Origin of the sequence: Pedococcus ginsenosidimutans (assembly GCF_039544395.1) — a bacterium.
GTDB classification, from domain to species: domain Bacteria; phylum Actinomycetota; class Actinomycetes; order Actinomycetales; family Dermatophilaceae; genus Pedococcus; species Pedococcus ginsenosidimutans.
Genome location: NZ_BAABLO010000012.1, coordinates 401,316 through 419,581, shown reverse-complemented (window position 1 = coordinate 419,581; position 18,266 = coordinate 401,316). Strand labels below are relative to the sequence as shown.

Annotated in this window: 20 protein-coding genes; 15 read left to right on the top strand and 5 right to left on the bottom strand. The window is 74.4% G+C overall.

All coding sequences use genetic code 11. The features are described 5' to 3' along the window. Nucleotides 1–53 precede the first annotated feature (53 nt). The 4 genes from ABEA42_RS16595 (at nt 54) to ABEA42_RS16580 (ending at nt 2,630) form a co-directional block, all read left to right on the top strand. On the top strand, nt 54–317 hold the full coding sequence (locus tag ABEA42_RS16595; RefSeq protein ID WP_345504979.1) for a phosphoribosyl-ATP diphosphatase: 264 nt from the start codon (nt 54–56) through the stop codon (nt 315–317). A gap of 11 nt (nt 318–328) precedes the next feature. Continuing rightward, a complete protein-coding gene (gene hisG / locus ABEA42_RS16590; RefSeq protein ID WP_345504978.1) occupies nt 329–1,174 on the top strand; it encodes an ATP phosphoribosyltransferase in 846 nt (281 codons plus the stop codon). Further along, nucleotides 1,171–1,680 (top strand): PH domain-containing protein, encoded by a 510-nt coding sequence (locus ABEA42_RS16585; RefSeq protein WP_345504977.1) that lies wholly within the window; start codon nt 1,171–1,173, stop codon nt 1,678–1,680. The genes hisG and ABEA42_RS16585 overlap by 4 nt, the downstream gene beginning before the upstream one ends. Before the next feature lie 62 nt (nt 1,681–1,742). Next, complete coding sequence (locus ABEA42_RS16580; RefSeq protein ID WP_345505052.1) at nt 1,743–2,630, top strand: aminoglycoside phosphotransferase family protein; 888 nt, start codon at nt 1,743–1,745, stop codon at nt 2,628–2,630. A gap of 9 nt (nt 2,631–2,639) precedes the next feature. Here the strand turns inward: ABEA42_RS16580 and ABEA42_RS16575 are convergent, their stop codons facing one another. Genes ABEA42_RS16575 through ABEA42_RS16565 form a run of 3 tightly spaced genes read right to left on the bottom strand, consistent with a single transcriptional unit; the run spans nt 2,640 to nt 5,709 of the window. After that, nucleotides 2,640–3,830, bottom strand: coding sequence for an MFS transporter (locus tag ABEA42_RS16575; RefSeq protein WP_345504976.1), 1,191 nt, complete (start codon nt 3,828–3,830; stop codon nt 2,640–2,642). A gap of 20 nt (nt 3,831–3,850) precedes the next feature. Continuing rightward, nucleotides 3,851–5,038, bottom strand: a complete 1,188-nt coding sequence (locus tag ABEA42_RS16570) for an FUSC family protein (protein ID WP_345504975.1) — start codon at nt 5,036–5,038, stop codon at nt 3,851–3,853. Further along, nucleotides 5,035–5,709, bottom strand: a complete 675-nt coding sequence (locus tag ABEA42_RS16565) for an AAA family ATPase (RefSeq protein ID WP_345504974.1) — start codon at nt 5,707–5,709, stop codon at nt 5,035–5,037. The genes ABEA42_RS16570 and ABEA42_RS16565 overlap by 4 nt, the downstream gene beginning before the upstream one ends. Before the next feature lie 31 nt (nt 5,710–5,740). Between ABEA42_RS16565 and hisF the strand changes: the two genes are divergently transcribed. Further along, nucleotides 5,741–6,514, top strand: coding sequence for an imidazole glycerol phosphate synthase subunit HisF (hisF, locus tag ABEA42_RS16560; protein ID WP_345504973.1), 774 nt, complete (start codon nt 5,741–5,743; stop codon nt 6,512–6,514). Nucleotides 6,515–6,520: 6 nt separating this feature from the next. On the opposite strand, the gene ABEA42_RS16555 is transcribed toward hisF, so the two are convergent. Next, nucleotides 6,521–6,817, bottom strand: coding sequence for a DUF1905 domain-containing protein (locus ABEA42_RS16555; protein ID WP_345504972.1), 297 nt, complete (start codon nt 6,815–6,817; stop codon nt 6,521–6,523). Nucleotides 6,818–6,893: 76 nt separating this feature from the next. Then, nucleotides 6,894–7,538 (bottom strand): TIGR03085 family metal-binding protein, encoded by a 645-nt coding sequence (locus ABEA42_RS16550; protein ID WP_345504971.1) that lies wholly within the window; start codon nt 7,536–7,538, stop codon nt 6,894–6,896. A 167-nt stretch (nt 7,539–7,705) separates the two neighbouring features. Here ABEA42_RS16550 and ABEA42_RS16545 point away from each other — a divergent pair, with 167 nt between their 5' ends. The 10 genes from ABEA42_RS16545 (at nt 7,706) to ABEA42_RS16500 (ending at nt 18,241) form a co-directional block, all read left to right on the top strand. Continuing rightward, nucleotides 7,706–9,535, top strand: coding sequence for an ABC transporter ATP-binding protein (locus ABEA42_RS16545; protein ID WP_345504970.1), 1,830 nt, complete (start codon nt 7,706–7,708; stop codon nt 9,533–9,535). Then, the gene (locus ABEA42_RS16540) at nt 9,532–11,313 is read left to right on the top strand and encodes an ABC transporter ATP-binding protein (protein WP_345504969.1); all 1,782 of its coding nucleotides are present in this window, start codon (nt 9,532–9,534) and stop codon (nt 11,311–11,313) included. The genes ABEA42_RS16545 and ABEA42_RS16540 overlap by 4 nt, the downstream gene beginning before the upstream one ends. A 222-nt stretch (nt 11,314–11,535) precedes the next feature. Then, nucleotides 11,536–12,870 (top strand): glutamate-cysteine ligase family protein, encoded by a 1,335-nt coding sequence (locus ABEA42_RS16535; protein WP_345504968.1) that lies wholly within the window; start codon nt 11,536–11,538, stop codon nt 12,868–12,870. Beyond that, nucleotides 12,863–14,140 (top strand): ergothioneine biosynthesis protein EgtB, encoded by a 1,278-nt coding sequence (gene egtB / locus ABEA42_RS16530; protein ID WP_345504967.1) that lies wholly within the window; start codon nt 12,863–12,865, stop codon nt 14,138–14,140. The genes ABEA42_RS16535 and egtB overlap by 8 nt, the downstream gene beginning before the upstream one ends. A gap of 1 nt (nt 14,141) precedes the next feature. Next, entirely contained in the window at nt 14,142–14,825 is a 684-nt protein-coding gene (egtC, locus tag ABEA42_RS16525; RefSeq protein ID WP_345504966.1) for an ergothioneine biosynthesis protein EgtC, read from the top strand. 75 nt (nt 14,826–14,900) lie between these two features. Further along, nucleotides 14,901–15,266 carry a phosphoribosyl-AMP cyclohydrolase gene (hisI, locus tag ABEA42_RS16520; protein ID WP_345504965.1) on the top strand — a complete coding sequence of 122 codons (366 nt, stop codon included), beginning with the start codon at nt 14,901–14,903 and terminating at the stop codon, nt 15,264–15,266. Then, entirely contained in the window at nt 15,259–16,812 is a 1,554-nt protein-coding gene (locus tag ABEA42_RS16515) for an anthranilate synthase component I (RefSeq protein WP_345504964.1), read from the top strand. The genes hisI and ABEA42_RS16515 overlap by 8 nt, the downstream gene beginning before the upstream one ends. Then, entirely contained in the window at nt 16,809–17,408 is a 600-nt protein-coding gene (locus ABEA42_RS16510) for a Trp biosynthesis-associated membrane protein (RefSeq protein WP_345504963.1), read from the top strand. The genes ABEA42_RS16515 and ABEA42_RS16510 overlap by 4 nt, the downstream gene beginning before the upstream one ends. A 118-nt stretch (nt 17,409–17,526) precedes the next feature. After that, nucleotides 17,527–17,778, top strand: a complete 252-nt coding sequence (locus tag ABEA42_RS16505) for an HGxxPAAW family protein (protein WP_345504962.1) — start codon at nt 17,527–17,529, stop codon at nt 17,776–17,778. A 4-nt stretch (nt 17,779–17,782) separates the two neighbouring features. Continuing rightward, entirely contained in the window at nt 17,783–18,241 is a 459-nt protein-coding gene (locus ABEA42_RS16500) for a DUF2752 domain-containing protein (RefSeq protein ID WP_345504961.1), read from the top strand. The last annotated feature ends 25 nt before the right edge of the window (nt 18,242–18,266 follow it).

Below are 18,266 nucleotides of genomic sequence, written 5' to 3'. Positions count from 1 at the left end.
CCGGCTGGCGGTCCGTTTTCGGGCCGCACGGCCCCCACCCGTACCCTTGGCGCGTGAAGACCTTCGACGAGCTGTACGCCGAGCTGGCCGACAAGGCGGTGACCCGCCCCGAGGGGTCGGGCACCGTCCGTGAGCTGGACGCCGGCGTGCATGCCATCGGCAAGAAGATCGTCGAGGAGGCCGCCGAGGTCTGGATGGCTGCCGAGCACGAGGGCAAGGAGCGCACGGCCGAGGAGATCAGCCAGCTGCTCTACCACCTGCAGGTGCTCATGATCGCCTCCGACATCAGTCTCGACGACGTCTACACCCACCTCTAGGAACCACCGCCATGCTGCGAATTGCCGTCCCCAACAAGGGATCCCTGTCCGAGTCGTCAGTGGAGATGCTCCGCGAGTCGGGCTACCGAGTGCGCCGCGACAGCAAGGAGCTGATCGTCACCGACCGCGACAACGACGTCGAGTTCTTCTACCTGCGCCCGCGTGACATCGCCGTCTACGTCGGCTCGGGCACCGTCGACTGCGGCATCACCGGTCGCGACCTGCTCCTCGACTCCGGCAGCGCCGCCATCGAGGTCATGCCGCTCGGCTTCGGGGGCTCCACGTTCCGGTACGCCGCGCGGCCCGGCACGTGCGCGACCGTCGACGAGATCGCCGGGCGCCGGGTGGCGACGAGCTACCCCGGACTGGTCGAGAAGCACCTGGCCGGCCAGGGCATCAGTGCCGAGGTCGTGCGCCTCGACGGTGCGGTGGAGACCGCGATCACCCTCGGTGTCGCCGACGTCATCGCCGACGTGGTCGAGACCGGCACCACCCTCCGCCAGCAGGGCCTCGAGGTCTTCGGCGAGGAGATCCTGCGCAGCGAGGCCGTGCTGATCCGCCGCGAGGGGTCCGGCGAGACGTCCGCCGTCGAGGTGCTCCGCCGCCGCCTCACCGGCGTCATCACCGCGCGCCACTACGTCATGCTCGACTACGACGTCCCGGTCCACCTCGTCGAGGACGCCTGCTCGATCACGCCCGGCCTGGAGTCCCCGACGGTGTCCCAGCTGCAGAACAAGGACTGGGCGGCGGTGCGGGCCATGGTGCCCCGCCACCTGACCAACGCCATCATGGACGAGCTCTACGACCTCGGGGCCCGCGCGATCCTGGTCACCGACATCGCCGCGTGCCGGTTGTGACTCCCCGTTCCGGCGGCACGGGGTCAGCGCCTCCCGACGACGTCGAGGCCTTCGCACCGTTCCACCCCCGCCGCGGGCGCACCGTCGCCTACGCCTTCGCCGCCGCCACGCTGGTGGTGTTCGGGGTCATCGCGGTGGTCCTGCCCGGTCCCGAGCAGGGCGGCACGTGGCGGGCCGGCGACAGGGTGTTCTTCGCGGCCGTCGGGGTGGCGATCGCGGTCCTGCTGTGGCGGTTCGCCTCGATCCGGGCGCTGCCGACCCGGGAGTCGCTCACGGTCCGCAACCTCTTCACCACCAGGGTCATCTCGTGGCGGTCCGTCGTCGACGTGCGCTTCGGCGGCGGTGACCCGTGGGTCACCATCGAGCTCGACGACACCGACACCATCGCCGTCATGGCGATCCAGAAGGCCGACGCCGAGGTCGCGCGCTCGGAGGCCAGCCGCCTCGCCGCCCTCGTGCAGGCTCTCGGCCCGTCGGCGACCAGCCCGGACGTCACCCCGGGCTGATCCGCCCGGCGGAAATTCGCTCGCACCGCAGCACCGTCGTGGCGAGACTGTCGCGGGTGCGGATGCATGAGGACCAGCTCGACGTCGCGGACTCCACGGTCCGGGCGCTGGTCGCCGACCAGTTCCCGCACTGGGCCGACCTCCCGGTGACCCCGGTCGCCTCGCACGGCACGGTCAACCTCCTCTTCCGGCTCGGCGACGAGCTCGTCGCACGGCTGCCGATGCAGGAGGGCGATCCCGAGGCCGTCTGCGCGCAGGTGGCCCAGGAGGTCGAGGCGGCCCGGTCGTTGCTCGGCAGGGTGCCGGTCCCGACGCCCGAGCCCGTCGCCACGGGTCGCCCCGGCCCCGGCTACCCCCTGGCGTGGTCGGTCTACCGCTGGTTGCCCGGCGCCACCCCAGGGGGTGCGACGACCGAGGACCTCGGTACGGACCTCGCCGAGTTCGTCCTCGCGGTGCGGGAGGTCGGCACGGGTGGGCGAACCTTCGCCGGCGATGGGCGTGGGGGGCGACTCACTGACCACGACGCCTACGTCGCACGCGGGCTGCGCAGCAGCGCCGGCCTCATCGACACCGAGGCCCTCGCGGCGCTGTGGTCCGATCTTCGCACCGCGGACCGGCGCGAGCCCGACACCACGACCCACGGTGACCTCATGCCGGGCAACCTCCTCGTCCGCGACGGCCGGCTGGCCGCGGTGCTCGACGTCGGTGGCGTCGGTCCGGCCGACCCGGCGCTCGACCTCATGCCGGCCTGGAACCTGCTCGACGCCTCGTCCCGGCAGGCGTTCCGTGAGCGGCTCGGCGCCGACGAGGCGCTGTGGGACCGCGGTCGCGGCTGGGCCTTCGCGCAGGCGATCGGCTGCCACGCCTACTACCGCCACACCAACCCGGTGATGTCGCAGACGGCCCACCGCACGCTCACCGCCCTGCTCGAGGACGAGGCCGTCCGGTGACGACCGCGCTCAGTCGACCTTGCGCAGTCCCGGCCGCAGCACGAACGCAAGGGCCACCTGCGCGGACATCAGCAGGGTCAACGACATCCACACGGCGTCGAACCCTCCTGTCGCGTCACGGATCGCCCCCATGGTCGCCGGGCCGAGCGAGGCGAGCCCGTAGCTGAACAGGAACGCCATACCGGCGAGCCTGGAGCTGGCCGCCGGGCTGGCGGCGTAGTCGACCATGAGCACCAGGCCCAGCGCGAAGGCCGCGCCCTGCCCCAGGCCCAGCACCGCCGCCCACACCCACGGGGCGCCGCCGGGGGCCAGCCACAGCCCGGCCTGGCCGAAGAGGCCGAGGACGGACGAGGCCACGAGCAGCACCCGCCGGTCGTGGACCCGGTCGGTGAGGGCCGGTGCCAGCAGGCCGGAGACGAGCTGGGCGGCCGTGAAGGCGCTCAGGAGGTACCCCGCGTGCGTGGGGTCCCAGCCGCGGGCCCGGTAGGTGGGGGCGATCCACGCGAGCGAGGAGTAGAACTCCACGGACTGCACGGCGAGGTAGGCCGCGACGAGCCAGGCGGTGAGGTGGCCCCAGGGCAGGCGGGCCGGCGCGACGACGTGGGGGTTGGCCGCGCGGTGGCGCGTGTGGCCCCGCCAGACCGGCACCCACGCCACGGCCCCGACCACCCCCAGCACCGACCACGACCCGAGCGAGGCCTCCCACGACCCGAGACGCTCCTGCAACGGCACCGACAGGGCTGACGCGGCACCCGCGCCGCCCATCATCGCGAGCATGTAGAGGCCGGTGACGAGCCCGGCCCGCTCCGGCGGGAACAGCTCCTTGACCAGCCCGGGCAGCAAGGTGCCCCCGATGGCGATGCCCACGCCGGCGACGAACGTGGCGGCGTACAGGAGCCACACGTGGCCCCCGCCGAGGCGCAGCGCGAGCCCGGCGGCGACGCACAGCACGGACACCTCGATCGCCCCGGCAGCGCCGATCCGCGCCGCCACGCGCTGGGCCAGCGGAGCGAAGACCCCCATGCACAGCACCGGAAGCGTCGTCAGCGCACCCAGGGCGGCGTTGGACAGGCCGAGGTCGGCGCCGATCGTCTGCACGACCGGTGGCACGCTCGCCATCGCGGTCCGCAGGTTGACGGCCACGGCGACGAGACCGAGGGCCATGAGCCAGAGGGGCGGGAGGTGGCGTCGCGAGGTCATCGCGGCCAGTCTCGCAGGGGTCAGCCGTCCTCCGGCGTGTGGGTCATCGACTCGGGCACCATCTCGCGGGCCTCGTCGAGCGGCATCCCGGTGAGCATGAGCAGGTCCACGACCATCGAGCGGATCTGGGCGCGCATGACCTCCCCGGACAGGCCCGAGGACGGGTCGATGACCGCGCTGGCCTCGCCGATGCGGTGCAGGCCGACGCGGGCGTGGGTGGGGAGCCGGCGCTCGGAGAGCTCGCGTGCGATGTCGGTCGTCGTCTCCGCGAGCGCCTCGAGCAGGCGCAGGTAGGCGCTCGGCACCGGCTCGTCGCGCCACACCGCGATGGCCGCGCGCCGCACGAGGACCCGCAGGTTGCGGATGGCGCGGTCGAGCGGCTCGAGGAGGTCGGCGATGGCCTGCACGCCCGGGAGGTGGCGGCGCCGCAGCGGCGACAACCGCACCACCGCGATGCCCTCGGCGGACAGCGCCCTGGCCTCGGTGAGCATCCCCTCGGAGTCACGGGCGCGCGCCAGGGTCGCCGACGCGAGGTCGGAGTCCTTCTCGCGCACCGCGCGGACCGTGTCGGTGAGGATGGCGCTGATCTCCTCGACGACCAGGGCGGCCTGCTGGCGTGGTCGGCGCAGCGGCGCGGCCGGGGCCACGAGGGTGAACAGCAGCGCCACGCTCCCGCCGACCACGGCGTCCAGCCAGCGGGTGAAGCCCTGGCCCGGTCCGGCCACGAGGGTCGTGACGATGACCGACTGCACGCCGGCCTGGGTCGTCAGCAGCATGCCTGCCCCGAGGAGCGCGGCCACGCTCATCGAGATGACCACGACCACGACGATCTGCCAGGCGCCGGAGCCGAAGAAGTGCACGAAGGCGTCCCCGACGAACACCCCGACGGCCACCCCGCTCATCACCTCGCCGACGCGGCGCAGCCGCTGCCCGTAGGACATCCCGAGGCAGACGATGGCGGTGACCGGGGCGAAGAAGGGCCGGGCGTGCCCCAGGACGTCGGTGGCGACCAGCCAGGCCACCGCCGCGCCGAGCCCGCACTGCACGATGAACGCGATCCGGCTGGCGAGCCGGGCGGTCCTGGCCCGTGCCTCCCGGCGGGAGCGGTCCGCGGCACGGGCCAGGTCGTCGGCTGTCGGAGGGCGGGGCGAGCGGGTGCGGGCCACGAGCGCCCGCGCGCGACCCAGGGGCGAGGTCGCGGGGCTCACCCGGGCAGCCCGTTCACGCGCTGCCCGTCGTGCGCCTGCCCGTCCTGCGCCTGCCCGTCCTGCGGCTGCCCAGCCATGCGGAGAGTATGGCCGCCCGCGTCGTCCGGGGTCGTGTCGACCACGACGTCCGCCCGCTCCCGGGTCCGGTCCTGCGCGAACACCTCGCGCTCCTGCCGACTCCAGCGCTCCCAGAAGTCCGCGTAGCCGGGGTCGCGGCGCAGCCCCCGCTGCCGGCGGACGGGCTCCTCGGCCTCCACCCACACGAGCAGCGACAGCGCGTCAGCGGTGTCGAGCGCCCCTGAGCCGCAGCCCTCGAGCACCACGACCTCGGACGGCTCGACCTGCACCCACTCGCCGTACTCCGAGCGCGCCCAGTCCCAGCGCCGGTAGCGCGGCGGGCGCCCGTCCCGCAGCGGGCCCGTGACCCAGTCCGCGACGCGCAGGCGCGACTCGCGCAGGCCGTCCCACCCCGGGTACAGGTCGTCCATGTGCACCACCGGCGCCCCGAGCCGGGTGGCGAGCGCGTCGGCGAGGGTCGTCTTGCCGGCCCCGCTGGGGCCGTCGACGGCCACGAGCCTGGTCGAGCCCGCTCGGGGCGGTGCGGCGAGCACGAGCCCGGTGAGGTGCGCGACGAGATCGGCGCTGGGGTCCTCGCCCGGGTCGACCTGCATGGCCCCCACCCTAGGTCGCTAGCCTGAGCCGGTGAGCCTCGCCACCCGGGTCATCCCCTGCCTCGACGTCGACGCCGGCCGAGTCGTCAAGGGCGTCAACTTCATGGACCTCCGCGACGCCGGGGACCCGGTCGAGCTGGCCAAGGCGTACGGCGAGCAGGGTGCCGACGAGCTCACGTTCCTCGACGTCACCGCGAGCAGCGGCGACCGGGAGACGACCTACGACGTGGTGCGCCGGACCGCCGAGCAGGTGTTCATCCCGCTGACCGTGGGCGGCGGCGTCCGGACCCCCGACGACGTCGACCGGCTCCTGCGCGCGGGCGCGGACAAGGTGGGGGTCAACACCGCGGCGATCGCGCGGCCCGAGCTGATCGCGGAGATCGCCGACCGGTTCGGCTCCCAGGTCCTCGTGCTGTCGGCCGACGTGCGCCGTCGCCGTGACGACTCCGGCCGTACGGTGCCCGGGTTCGAGGTGACCACGCACGGCGGTCGACGCGGCACCGGTGTCGACGCGGTGGAGTGGTGCGCCCGGGCCGCCGAGCTGGGCGCGGGGGAGATCCTGCTCAACTCGATGGACGCCGACGGCACCAAGGACGGCTTCGACCTCGAGCTCATCGGGCTCGTGCGCCCCGAGGTCGCGATCCCGCTCATCGCCAGCGGTGGCGCCGGCCGGGTCGAGCACTTCGCCCCCGCCGTGCGCGCCGGCGCCGACGCGGTGCTGGCTGCCAGCGTGTTCCACTTCGGCGAGCTGTCGATCGGTGACGTCAAGGACGCCCTGCGTGCCGACGGCCTGACCGTCCGCTGACCCCGCTCAGTCCAGGACCTCCAGCCGCACGGTGACGGGCTCGTCCTCCTCGAGGTGCTCCGCGCGGCGTACCGCCTTCTTCACCGGGAGGACGTAGCGGCCGCTGGCCGACTCCGGGAAGACCGAGGTCCGCCACGTCGTCGTGCCGACGCTCACCCGGACGGGCACCGACCCGAACCCCCGCGGTGGGCGCGGCCGCTCGTCGACGAGGGCGCTCGCCTCCTCGTCGAGGGTGACGAAGTACCAGCTGTCGCGGGCCCCCCACTCCCACAACGGTGCGGTGAACTCGACCTCCTCGCCCATGGGCACAGGCTAGGCCGCACCACCGTCAGCATGGCCCGGTCGTGGGTGCCCGCACGGGCGGGTGCGGCCCGTCCCGTCAGGCGAGCCCGAGCGGGGCGTCCCACAGGGCGGCCACCGGCTCCGACCCTCCGGTCACCTCGACCTCGGCGACGCGACGGCGCCCGTAGGCCGTGAGCAGCAGCTCCTCGGGGCGTCCCTGCAGGACCACCGTGCCGAGCTCGGTGGTGCCGTGCGCGTGGATGGAGCGTCCGTCCGGGGTGCGCAGGACCACCCCGACGGGGCTGCGCCGGAAGAACACCCTGGCCAGCCGGGACAGCGAACCCCACAGGGCGCGCGACTCACGGTCCGACAGGACCCGCCGCGGGCCGCGCTGCTCGTCGCCGCGCAGCACGTCCTCGTGGTGGATGAACAGCTCCACGAAGTTGACGAGGTCGTCCACCGGCGCGAGGCGGGCCGGCGACCAGACCGGGGGACCGGAGCGCACCAGGTCGACCAGCTCGGGGAAGGGCCTCGCGGCATACGCGGCCTGGCCGTCCTCGAGGCGCTGGGCGAGCGGCGGCAGCCAGATGCCCGGGGCGAGGTCCGGGCGGCGGTCGCGCACGACGACGTGCGCGGCGAGGTCCGCGGCGCTCCACGGCGAGCAGAGGGTGGGCGCGCCGGGCCCCACGGCGAGGAGGGTGTCGCAGAAGGCGTCGCGCTCGGACCGGGCCAGGTGGGTCATGGTCCCCATCATGCAGGGGCGCCGCGCCCTCGGCCCGTCGCGTCCGTGGCCGGCGCATCCGGCCGTCGCGTCACGGGCGTCGCCCCGCCCCCGGCCCGGCGCGTGGGCGTCGGCGGCGCGTGAGAGGGTGACACCCGATCCCACCCGTGCTCCACCGGAGGTACCCCGTGTCCGTCGACGCCGCGCCGTCGTTGCGCCGGAGCCTCGCCATCGTCGGGGTCGGGATCCGGCGCGAGCCGCGCTGGTTCGCGTTCGCCGTGGCCGGGAGCACCCTCTACGGCGTGATGACGGTGCTCACCGCCTCCGCCATCGGCAAGGTGACGCGCGAGCAGATCCAGCCGGCCGTGAAGGCGGGCGCCGTGACCGGCACGCAGCTCGCCACGATCTTCGCCTGGGTCGCCGGGGCCGTGCTGCTCAACGTCGTGGGCGTGGTCATCCGGCGCATCGCCGCCGGCTACACCATGTACAACGTCGCCGCGGGCTACCGTCGCGAGGTCACCCGCCAGTACCTCCGCCTGCCCCTGTCGTGGCACCACCGCCACCCGTCGGGCCAGCTGCTGTCCAACGCCAACGCCGACGTCGAGGCGACCTGGAACGTGTTCGCCCCGCTGCCCATGGCGCTCGGGGTGCTCGTCATGCTCGTGGCAGGCATCGTGCAGATGGTCCTCGTCGACCCCGTCATGGCGGTCATCGGGCTCACCGTGTTCCCGGCTCTCTTCCTCGCCAACCTGGTGTTCCAGCGGTCCATGTCGCCGCGCGTGTCGCGCGCGCAGCAGCTGCGCGCCGAGGTGAGCGAGGTCGCCCACGAGAGCTTCGAGGCCGCGCTGGTCGTGAAGTCGATGGGGCGCGAGCAGCAGGAGGCGGCAAGGTTCGAGGAGGTCACCCGGCGGCTGCAGGCGGCCAACGTCGAGGTCGGCCGCACCCGCGGCACCTTCGACCCCGTCATCGAGGCCATCCCCACCATCGGCACCCTCGCCGTCCTCGCGGTCGGCACCCACCAGGTGGCCGTGGGAGCCCTCCAGCCGGCTGCCGTCGTCCAGGTCGCCTACCTCATCTCCGTGCTGGCGTTCCCGGTCCGGGCCCTCGGCTGGGTCCTCGGCGAGCTGCCGCGCACCGTGGTGGGCTGGGACCGCGTCGATGCCGTGCTCAAGGCGCGCGGCGAGCTGGCCTTCGGCGACGAGGAGCTCAAGCCCTCGGGGGCCGCCCGGTCGCGGCTGAGCTCGGTCGACTACTCCTACGACATCGTCGACGAGGCCGGCCAGGAGTCCCGCTTCCAGGCGATCCACGGGGTCAGCATCGACGTGCCTGCCGGCTCCACGGTGGCCCTGGTGGGCCCGACCGGCTCCGGCAAGTCGACGCTCACCAACCTCACCCTGCGGCTGGTCGACCCCGACCGCGGGGACGTCACCCTCGACGGCACCGACCTGCGGCAGGTCGCGCGGGGCGGCGTCTCGTCGGTCGCGGCGCTCGTGCCCCAGCAGACGTTCATGTTCGACGACACCGTCCGCGGCAACATCACCCTTGGGCTCGACTACACCGACGAGCAGGTGTGGGCCGCCCTCGAGGTCGCCCAGGCCCACACGTTCGTCTCGGCCCTCCCCGCCGGCCTGGACACGAGAGTGGGGGAGCGCGGCGCGTCCCTCTCCGGTGGCCAGCGCCAGCGGATCGCCTTGGCCCGCGCCGTCATCCGCACACCGCAGCTGCTCGTCCTCGACGACGCGACGAGCGCCGTCGACCCGGCCGTGGAGCAGGCGATCCTGGCCGGCCTCCGACGGTCCAGCAGCGGCACCACCGTGCTCGTCGTCGCCTACCGCATGTCCACGATCACCCTCGCCGACGAGATCGTCTACGTCGAGCAGGGGCGCGTGGTCGACCACGGCACCCACCGCGAGCTGCAGGCGCGGTGCGCGGGCTACGAACGCCTGGTCACCGCGTACGCGCGGGAGGCCGCCGAGCGTGCCGCGGTCGCGGCCGACGAGGAGGAGGTCGTCCGATGAGCACGTCCATCGAGACCACCTCGGGGCTCGGCACCGTGGCGACGCTGCGCCGCGGCCTCGAGCTGTCACCCGAGCTCCGTCGGGGCATCGGCGTCACGCTGGCCCTCGCGGCGGTGACCACCGTCGGCCGGGTGGTGGTCCCGTTCGTCGTCCAGCAGACGACCGACCACGGGCTGCTCGGCAGGAACGGTCCCGACCCCGCCCTGGTCACCCGCTACGTCCTGCTCGCCCTCATCGCGGTCGTCGCCACCGCACTGTCCGCCTACGCCGTCAACGTGCGCCTCTTCCGGGCGTCGGAGGCAGGCCTGGCGTCGCTGCGGCTGAGGGCCTTCCGGCACATCCACGACCTGTCCACGCTGACCCAGAACACCGAGCGCCGCGGGTCGATGGTGAGCCGGGTGACCTCCGACGTCGACACGATCTCGCAGTTCGTGCAGTTCGGCGGGATCATCCTCATCCTCAGCCTGGGCCAGATCGCCGTGGCCACCGCGCTGATGGTCTTCTACAGCCCGTTGCTCACCGCGGTCGTGTGGCTCTGCTTCGTGCCGCTGCTGTTCGTCATCCGCCGGTTCCAGAAGATCGTGGGCCGCGCCTACACCGGGGTGCGCGAGCGCGTCGGCGACCTGCTCGCCGCGGTCTCCGAGTCGGTCGTCGGCGCCGCGACCATCCGGGCGTACGGCGTGGAGGAGCGCACCGCCGCGCGGATCGACGCAGCGATCGAGGGGCACCGCTCGGCGGCCATCGGTGCGCAGGTGCGGTCGGTGGTCGCGTTCTCCTCGGGGCAGCTCGTCGCCGGCCTGACGCTCGCCGTGGTCCTGGTCGTCGGCACGGTCCAGGCGGTCCACGACGACCTCACCCTCGGCCAGCTCTTGGCGTTCCTCTTCCTGGTCAACCTGTTCACCCAGCCTGTGCAGCAGGCGACCGAGATCCTCAACGAGCTCCAGAACGCCGTCGCCGGCTGGCGGCGCGTCATCGGGGTCGTCGACACCCGGGCGGACGTGGCAGACCCCGGCGACGCCGGCCAGGTGCTGCCGCGCGGACCGATCACCGTCGACTTCGAGGGTGTCTCGTTCGCCTACCCCGGCGGCGAGACCGTCCTCCACGACGTCGACCTCTCGATCGCGCCTCGGTCCCGTGTCGCCATCGTCGGCGAGACCGGGTCCGGCAAGTCCACCCTCGCCAAGCTGCTCACGCGGCTCATGGACCCCACCTCGGGAACCGTGCGCATCGATGGCGTGGACCTGCGCGAGGTGCGGTTCTCGTCCCTGCGGGAGCGGGTGGTCCTCGTGCCGCAGGAGGGCTTCCTCTTCGACGCCACCCTGCGCGAGAACGTGCGCTTCGGCCGGCCCGACGCCACCGACGACGACATCACCCTGGCCATCACCGAGCTCGGCCTCGACGCCTGGCTCGCAGGGCTCCCGCAGGGACTGGCCACGGAGGTCGGCCAGCGCGGTGAGTCGCTGTCCGCGGGAGAGCGCCAGCTCGTCGCCCTGGCGCGCGCCTACCTCGCCGACCCCGACCTGCTCGTGCTGGACGAGGCGACCTCGGCGGTCGACCCGTCCACCGAGGTCCGCCTCCAGCGGGCGCTCGAGGGCCTGACCCGCGGGCGCACCTCCGTGGCGATCGCCCACCGGCTCTCGACGGCCGAGGCCGCCGACGAGGTGGTCGTCGTCGACCGCGGGCGCATCGTGGAGCGGGGACCCCACCGCGAGCTGGTGCGGGCGGGCGGCGTGTACTCCGCGCTGTACGCCTCGTGGTCGGCGCAGCAGCGCGGCTGACGCCGCGGTACTGGCAGCAGCGCGGCTGACGCGGCGGTCCCTGGACCCGGCACCACGGGCGCCGGCCGCGTCCGCCGGCACGGCTCCGTGGGGCGCCCGACAGGTCACTGTCGGTGGGCTGTTGCATGATGGTCCACGGACGGCCTGGTCCTGACAGCCCGGTCGCCCCGATGACCCGCGGATCCCCAGTGGATCCGGCCCGGACCGCGAGGGGCAGCACCTGTGACCACCACATCCACCGACCACCGTGCCGGCCACCCACGGCACCACCCGTCCGGTGACCCGTCGGCAGCCGGGTCCGGCCCGGGCAGCGCCGATGGCGTCGCGAGCGCCGACGGCGAGGTCATCGGCCTCGACGAGGCTCGACAGCTGGTGAGGTCGCTGGCGCTCTCCGACCAGCCGGTGGGCACCGTCGGCCTGGAGGTGGAGGGACACACGGTCGTCCGCGACGACGTGGCGGCGGCTCCGCCCTTCGACGTCCTCGCCGCAGTGGCCGCACGCCACGCCGTCCTGCCCCGTGGGGGCCGCACCACCCTCGAGCCGGGCGGGCAGCTCGAGGTCTCGTCGGCACCGCACCCCGACGTCGCCAGCGCCCTCGACGCCATGGAGCAGGACACCGCGGTCGTCCGTGCGGCGCTGGCCGAGGAGGGCCTCGGGTGGGTGCTGCTCGGCGCCGACCCGCTCCGACCGCCGCGACGGGTCAACCCCGGCGAGCGCTACGCCGCCATGGAGTCGTGGTTCTCCGCCGCGCCCGAGACCCGCGTCCCCGGCGCGACGATGATGTGCTCCACCGCTGCCCTCCAGCTCAACCTGCAGGCCGGGCCGTCCGACGAGTGGGCCGCGCGGGTCCACCGGGCCCAGGGTCTCGCGCCGCTCCTCACCGCCCTGAGCGGGTCGTCGTCCTTCCTCGCCGGTCGCGACACGGGGTGGCACTCGGCGCGCCAACGGGCCTGGGCCGGTCTCGGTGCGCTGCGCGCCGGCCCGCTGCCCGAACGGCCGGACCCGGCGGGGGCGTGGGCCGAGCGGGCCCTGGAGGCCGAGGTCGTCCTCGTGCCGACGCCCGGCGGTGGCCTGGTGGCTGCCGACGAGCGGCGCAGCCTGCGCGAGTGGCTGACCGCCCCGGGCTCCTGGCCGCCTGCGACCGTCGCCGACGTGCGCCGCCAGCTCACCACGCTCTTCCCGCCGGTGCGGCTGCGTGGCTGGCTCGAGCTGCGCTGCCTCGACGTGCTGCCGCCCCGGTGGTGGCCGGCGGTGGCCGCCGCTGCCACGGCCTGGATGGACGAGGAGCCGCTGCACCCGGTGGTCGACGCCGTCGTGGCCCGGACGGCCGACCGCACGCACGCCGCTGCCCGGGACGGCCTGGCCGACCCCGTGCTGCGGGAAGCCGCCACGACCTGCCTGCGGGCGGTGGCGGACCTCGTCCCCGAGCCGGTGCGCGAGACCGTCGCCGAGCTCGCGGACCTCGCCGCCGACGGCCGCAGCCCCGGCACCCTGGTCACCGACGAGCTGCGCAGGAGAGGCCCTGCCGCGGTCCTGGAGGAGATGTCCCATGCCTGAGCCGACCCCCCTGTCCGCCACCGAGGTCGCCCGCGACCTCGAGCTGGCCCGCGCCCGGACCACCTGGCTGACCGAGCTCGACGAGCAGGAGCTGTTCGCCCAGCACAGCCCGATCATGAGCCCGCTCGTGTGGGACCTCGCCCACATCTCCCAGCAGGAGGAGCTCTGGCTCGTGCGGGGCGGCGACGCGACGCGGCCCGGCCTGCTCCCGCCGGGCGTGGACGCGCTGTACGACGCGTTCACCCAGCCGCGCGCGATCCGTCCGACCCTGCCCCTCCTGCCGCCGGTCGAGGCGCGCCGCTACGGCCGCGAGGTGCGGGGGCGGGTGCTCGACGGCCTGGACCGGGCGACCGACGTCTTCCCCTACGCCATGGTGGTCCAGCACGAGGAGCAGCACGACGAGACGATGCTCGCGACGATCCAGCTGCGCGCCGGTGGCCCCGTCCTCGCCCCCACGCGTGCCCTGCCGCCGGGCCGGCCGGTACCCCGCGACTCGGTCCTGGTGCCGGCGGGCGAGTTCGTCCTGGGCGTCGACCCGCTGCAGGAGCCGAGGTCCCTCGACAACGAGCGCCCGGCCCACGTGGTCGACGTCCCCGCGTTCCGCATCGGCCGTGTGCCGGTGACCAACGCGCAGTGGCAGGCGTTCGTCGAGGCGGGCGGTTACACCCGGCCGGAGCTGTGGTCGACGCGCGGCTGGGAGCACCGCCGGGAGGCCGGTCTGGAGCGGCCGATGGCCTGGCACGAGGACGGCAGCCGCACCAGGTTCGGTGTCGTCGAGGAGATCCCCGGCGACGAGCCCGTCCAGCACGTCACCCACTTCGAGGCCGAGGCGTTCGCACGCTGGTCCGGCGCCCGGCTGCCCACCGAGGTCGAGTGGGAGAAGGCCTGCGCCTGGGACCCGGCTGCCGGTCGCCGACGCCGCTGGCCATGGGGCGAGGCCGCGCCCACCCCCGACCACGCCAACCTCGGCGGGGGAGCCCTGCGCCCCGCACCGGTGGGGGCCTTCCCCGCGGGCGCGTCCGCGTACGGCGTCGAACAGCTCGTCGGCGACGTGTGGGAGTGGACGTCCTCGGGCTTCGAGCCCTGGCCGGGGTTCAGCCCCATGCTCTACGCGCAGTACAGCGCCCCCTTCTTCGGCGGCGCCTACCGCGTCCTGCGCGGTGGGTCCTGGGCGACCGCGGCCTCGACGGTCCGTCCCTCGTTCCGCAACTGGGACCACCCGTTCCGCCGCCAGATCTTCACCGGTGTGCGCCTGGCCTGGGACGCCTGAGGTGTGTCGCCACCTCGCCTGGTTCGGCGAGCCCACGAGCGTCGCCGACCTGGTTCTGCGCCCGGAGCACGGCCTGCTCACCCAGTCCTGGGCGCCCCGACGGCAGGCGCACGGCACCGTCAACGCCGACGGCTGGGGGGTCGGGCTGCACCCCGACGGAGGTGGCGCGCCCGCGCGCTGGCGCTCCGACAAGCCGATGTGGTCCGACACCAACCTCGCGTCCGTCGCGCCGCTGCTCGTGGCCAGCAGGGTCGTCGCCGCGGTGCGGTCCGCCAGCGCCGGGATGCCGGCCGACGCGACGGCCGCGGCGCCGTTCCTCCACGACGGGTGGCTCGTGTCGCACAACGGCCGGGTCGAGCGCGAGGCGGTGGGTGCGAGCCTGGCTGCCGAGTCCGCCTGCGACGCAGCGCTGCTCGCGGCCCGGGTGGTGGCCGACGGCCCGCACAGGGTGGGCGAGACCCTGGCCGCCGTGGCCGCCGCCGACCCTGCTGCCCGCCTCAACCTGCTGCTGCTCTCGCGCGACGAGCTGCTGGCGACGAGGTGGGGCGACACCCTGTGGGTGCGCGAGGGGGAGCGTGGGGTCCTCGTCGCGAGCGAGCCGGACGACACCCCCGGCTGGGACGAGGTCCCCGACCACCACGTCGTCCACGTCACCAGCGCCGGCGTGGCGGTGCAGCCGTTGTGACGGGCAGCCCCGCCGGGGAGGTCGACCCGCGACCCGCACCGCGGCTCCGGCGCCACCTTCGGCACAATGGGGCGAGTGACCTCTCCCGCAGCCCTCGACCCCGGTATCGCCGCCCGGCTCAAGCGTGACCAGCAGGGCCTGGTCGCCGCCGTGGTCCAGCAGCACGACACCGGCGAGGTGCTGATGCTCGGCTGGATGGACGACGAGGCCCTGCGCCGCACGCTCACCGAGGGGCGCGTGACGTTCTGGTCGCGCAGCCGCGAGGAGTACTGGCGCAAGGGCGACACCAGCGGCCACGTCCAGCTGGTCAAGTCGGTCGCGCTCGACTGTGACGGCGACGCGCTGCTCGTGCGGGTCGACCAGGTCGGGGCCGCCTGCCACACCGGCGACCGCACCTGCTTCGACGCCGGCGACCTCGGCGCGCTGGTGTCCCGTGGCTGACCCGGCCCCGGACCTCGGCTTCGGCTCGACCTGGCCGAGCCTCGAGGTGTTCCAGCTGCTCGCGCAGGACCGGCGGGTCATCCCCGTGGTGCGCCGGCTCATGGCCGACGCCGAGACGCCGGTGGGGCTCTACCGCAAGCTCGCCGGTGACCGCCCCGGCACGTTCCTGCTGGAGTCCGCGGAGCACGGTGGGGTCTGGTCCCGCTACTCCATCGTCGGGGCCGCGAGCGGTGCGGTGCTGACCGAGCGCGACGGGCAGGCCCACTGGGTGGGGGAGCCACCCGTGGGCGTGCCCACCTCCGGCAACCCCCTCGACGCGCTGCGCGACACCGTCGCCGCCCTGGCCACCGAGCCCATCGAGGGCCTGCCGCCGCTCACCGGTGGCATGGTCGGCGCCATCACCTACGATGCGGTACGGCGCTGGGAGAAGGTGCCCTCGACCGTCCCCGACGAGCTGGGGCTGCCCGAGATCACCATGATGCTCGCGACCGACCTGGCCGTCCTCGACCACGCCGACGGGTCGGTCCTGCTCGTCGCCAACGCCGTGAACTTCGACGACACGGACCAGCGGGTCGAGGAGGCCTGGGCCGACGCGGTCGGGCGGCTGGACACCATGACCACTGCCCTCGCCGCCTCCGCGCCGAGTACCGTCGCCACCGTCGACCGTGACGCCTTCGACCGGGCGCGCGGGCAGGTCCGCAGCAACTACGCGCAGGCCGACTTCGAGGACATGGTCGAGCTCGCCAAGGAGGACATCCGGGCCGGCGAGGTCTTCCAGGTGGTCCTGTCGCAGCGCTTCTCCACGCCCTGCGAGGCCGATGCGCTCGACGTCTACCGGGCCCTGCGGACCTCCAACCCGAGCCCCTACATGTACCTCCTGCGCCTTCCCCTCGAGGACGGCACCGCCTACGACGTCGTGGGCTCCTCACCCGAGGCCCTGGTCAAGGTCACCGGTCGACGGGCCATCACGCACCCGATCGCCGGGTCGCGGCCGCGGGGCAAGACCCCCGAGGACGACCGGCGCCTGGCCGAGGACCTCCTCGCCGACCCCAAGGAGCGCTCGGAGCACGTCATGCTCGTCGACCTCGGGCGCAACGACCTGCAGCGGGTGTGCGAGGCGGGGACGGTCGACGTCGTGGAGTTCATGCAGGTGCGCCGCTACTCCCACGTCACCCACCTCGAGTCCACGGTGGTGGGCGACCTCGCGCCCGGCCGCACCGCGTACGACGTGCTCGCCGCGACCTTCCCCGCGGGCACGCTCTCCGGGGCGCCCAAGCCGCGTGCCCTGAGCCTGATCGAGCACTACGAACCCAGCCGCCGCGGGGTCTACGGCGGCGTCGTCGGCTACCTCGACTTCCACGGAGACCTCGACATGGCCATCGCCATCCGCACCGCCGTCATCAAGGACGGCACCGCCCACGTGCAGGCGGGGGCAGGGATCGTCGCCGACTCGGTGCCCACCGCGGAGTACGAGGAGACGGTCAACAAGGCCGCCGCCGCCCTGCGCGCGGTCGCCACGGCCTCGGCGCTGCGGACCGTCCGATGAACAGGATCCGGCTGACGTCCAAGGTGAGCGTCATCCTGCTCGCCCTGCTCGGGGCCGGCACCCTGCTCGCGAGTGGCGGCCGCACCTGGGTGACGGGCACGGTCGACGACCCGGTGCTGGGCGCGAGCCGCGTCACGGGCACCGGCAGCCAGGTGGCCTCCGGGGTCGTCGCCCTCGCGCTCGTGGCTGCCGCCGCGGCGCTGGCGAGCACCACGAGCGGCCCGGTCGTGCGACGCATCACGGTGGTGGTGCTGGCGCTCGCCGCGGCCGGTGAGGCGTGGGTGGCCGCGCGGGTGGCGTTCTCGCCGCAGGAGGCGCTCGGGCGGGAGGCGGCACGTTCGCTGGGCCGCACGGGGACCCTGGAGACGCATGCGAGTGCCACGTCGTGGCCGTGGGTCGCCCTGGCCGCCTGTGTGCTGTTGCTGCTGGCCGCGGTCGGTGGCTGGTTCGGGGCACGCGGCTGGCGCGGCCTCGGGGCCCGGTACGAGGCCCCGGGCGCCACCGCCGGGGCGCGGGGGCAGCGCGTCGCCAGCGACTGGGACCGCCTCGACGCGGGGGAGGACCCGACCGACCGCGACCAGCCCGGCGCCGGCTGAGGGACCGCGCACCCAGGTCGGGACCTGACGGGCGACGCACCCCGGGGCACCTGACAGAATGGGTCGTGAGCCGGTGCGTCCCGGCCGCCACCAGACACCTCCGGAGGAGCGCCCCACCATGGCAGAGCACGAGATCCACGAAGACCACGGCCACAGCGTCGCCGCGTGGACGGCCGTCACGGTGCTCCTCGTCGGCTCCGCCGTGATGGCGTGGTCGGTCGTCGTCACGAGTGTCCCGATCTTCGTCATCGGTGCCGTGATCTGCGTGGTCGGCGTGGTCGCGGGCAAGGTCCTCGGCATGGCCGGGTACGGCGCCAAGGACGTCCCTCCGGTGACCTCGCACAGCTCGAAGACCTCCGGCGTCAGCTGACGCCATGGGCGTCGCGGTCGCCTCTCGCACCGCGTCGCTGCGGGCGCCGGCGCTGGTCGGCGCAGGCGGCGTGGCCCTCGCCGCCGCCCTCCTCCTGCGCGACCCGGACCAGCCGGGGGCGTGGCCTCGTTGTCCCTTCCTCGCCCTGACCGGTGTCCCGTGCCCCGGGTGCGGCGGGCTCCGCGCGGTGCACGACCTGATGACCGGCGACGTGGTGGCCGCCCTCTCGAGCAACGCCTGGGCGGTGCTCACCGCGGTACTGTGCGTCGGCACGTACGCCGCGTGGCTGGCTTCGCGGGTGGGTGCCCCCCGTGCCGACCGCTGGTGGGGAGGTCGTGCCGGCGCCTGCGCCACTGCCTGGCTGTCGGCCCACGCCACCGTGGTCGCCGCGGTCTGGGCCGCCGGACTGGTCGTCTTCGGGGTGCTGCGACTGCTGCCGCCGCTGTCCGTTCTCCGACCCTGACGGGAGCGCGGGCCCGGTCGCTGGT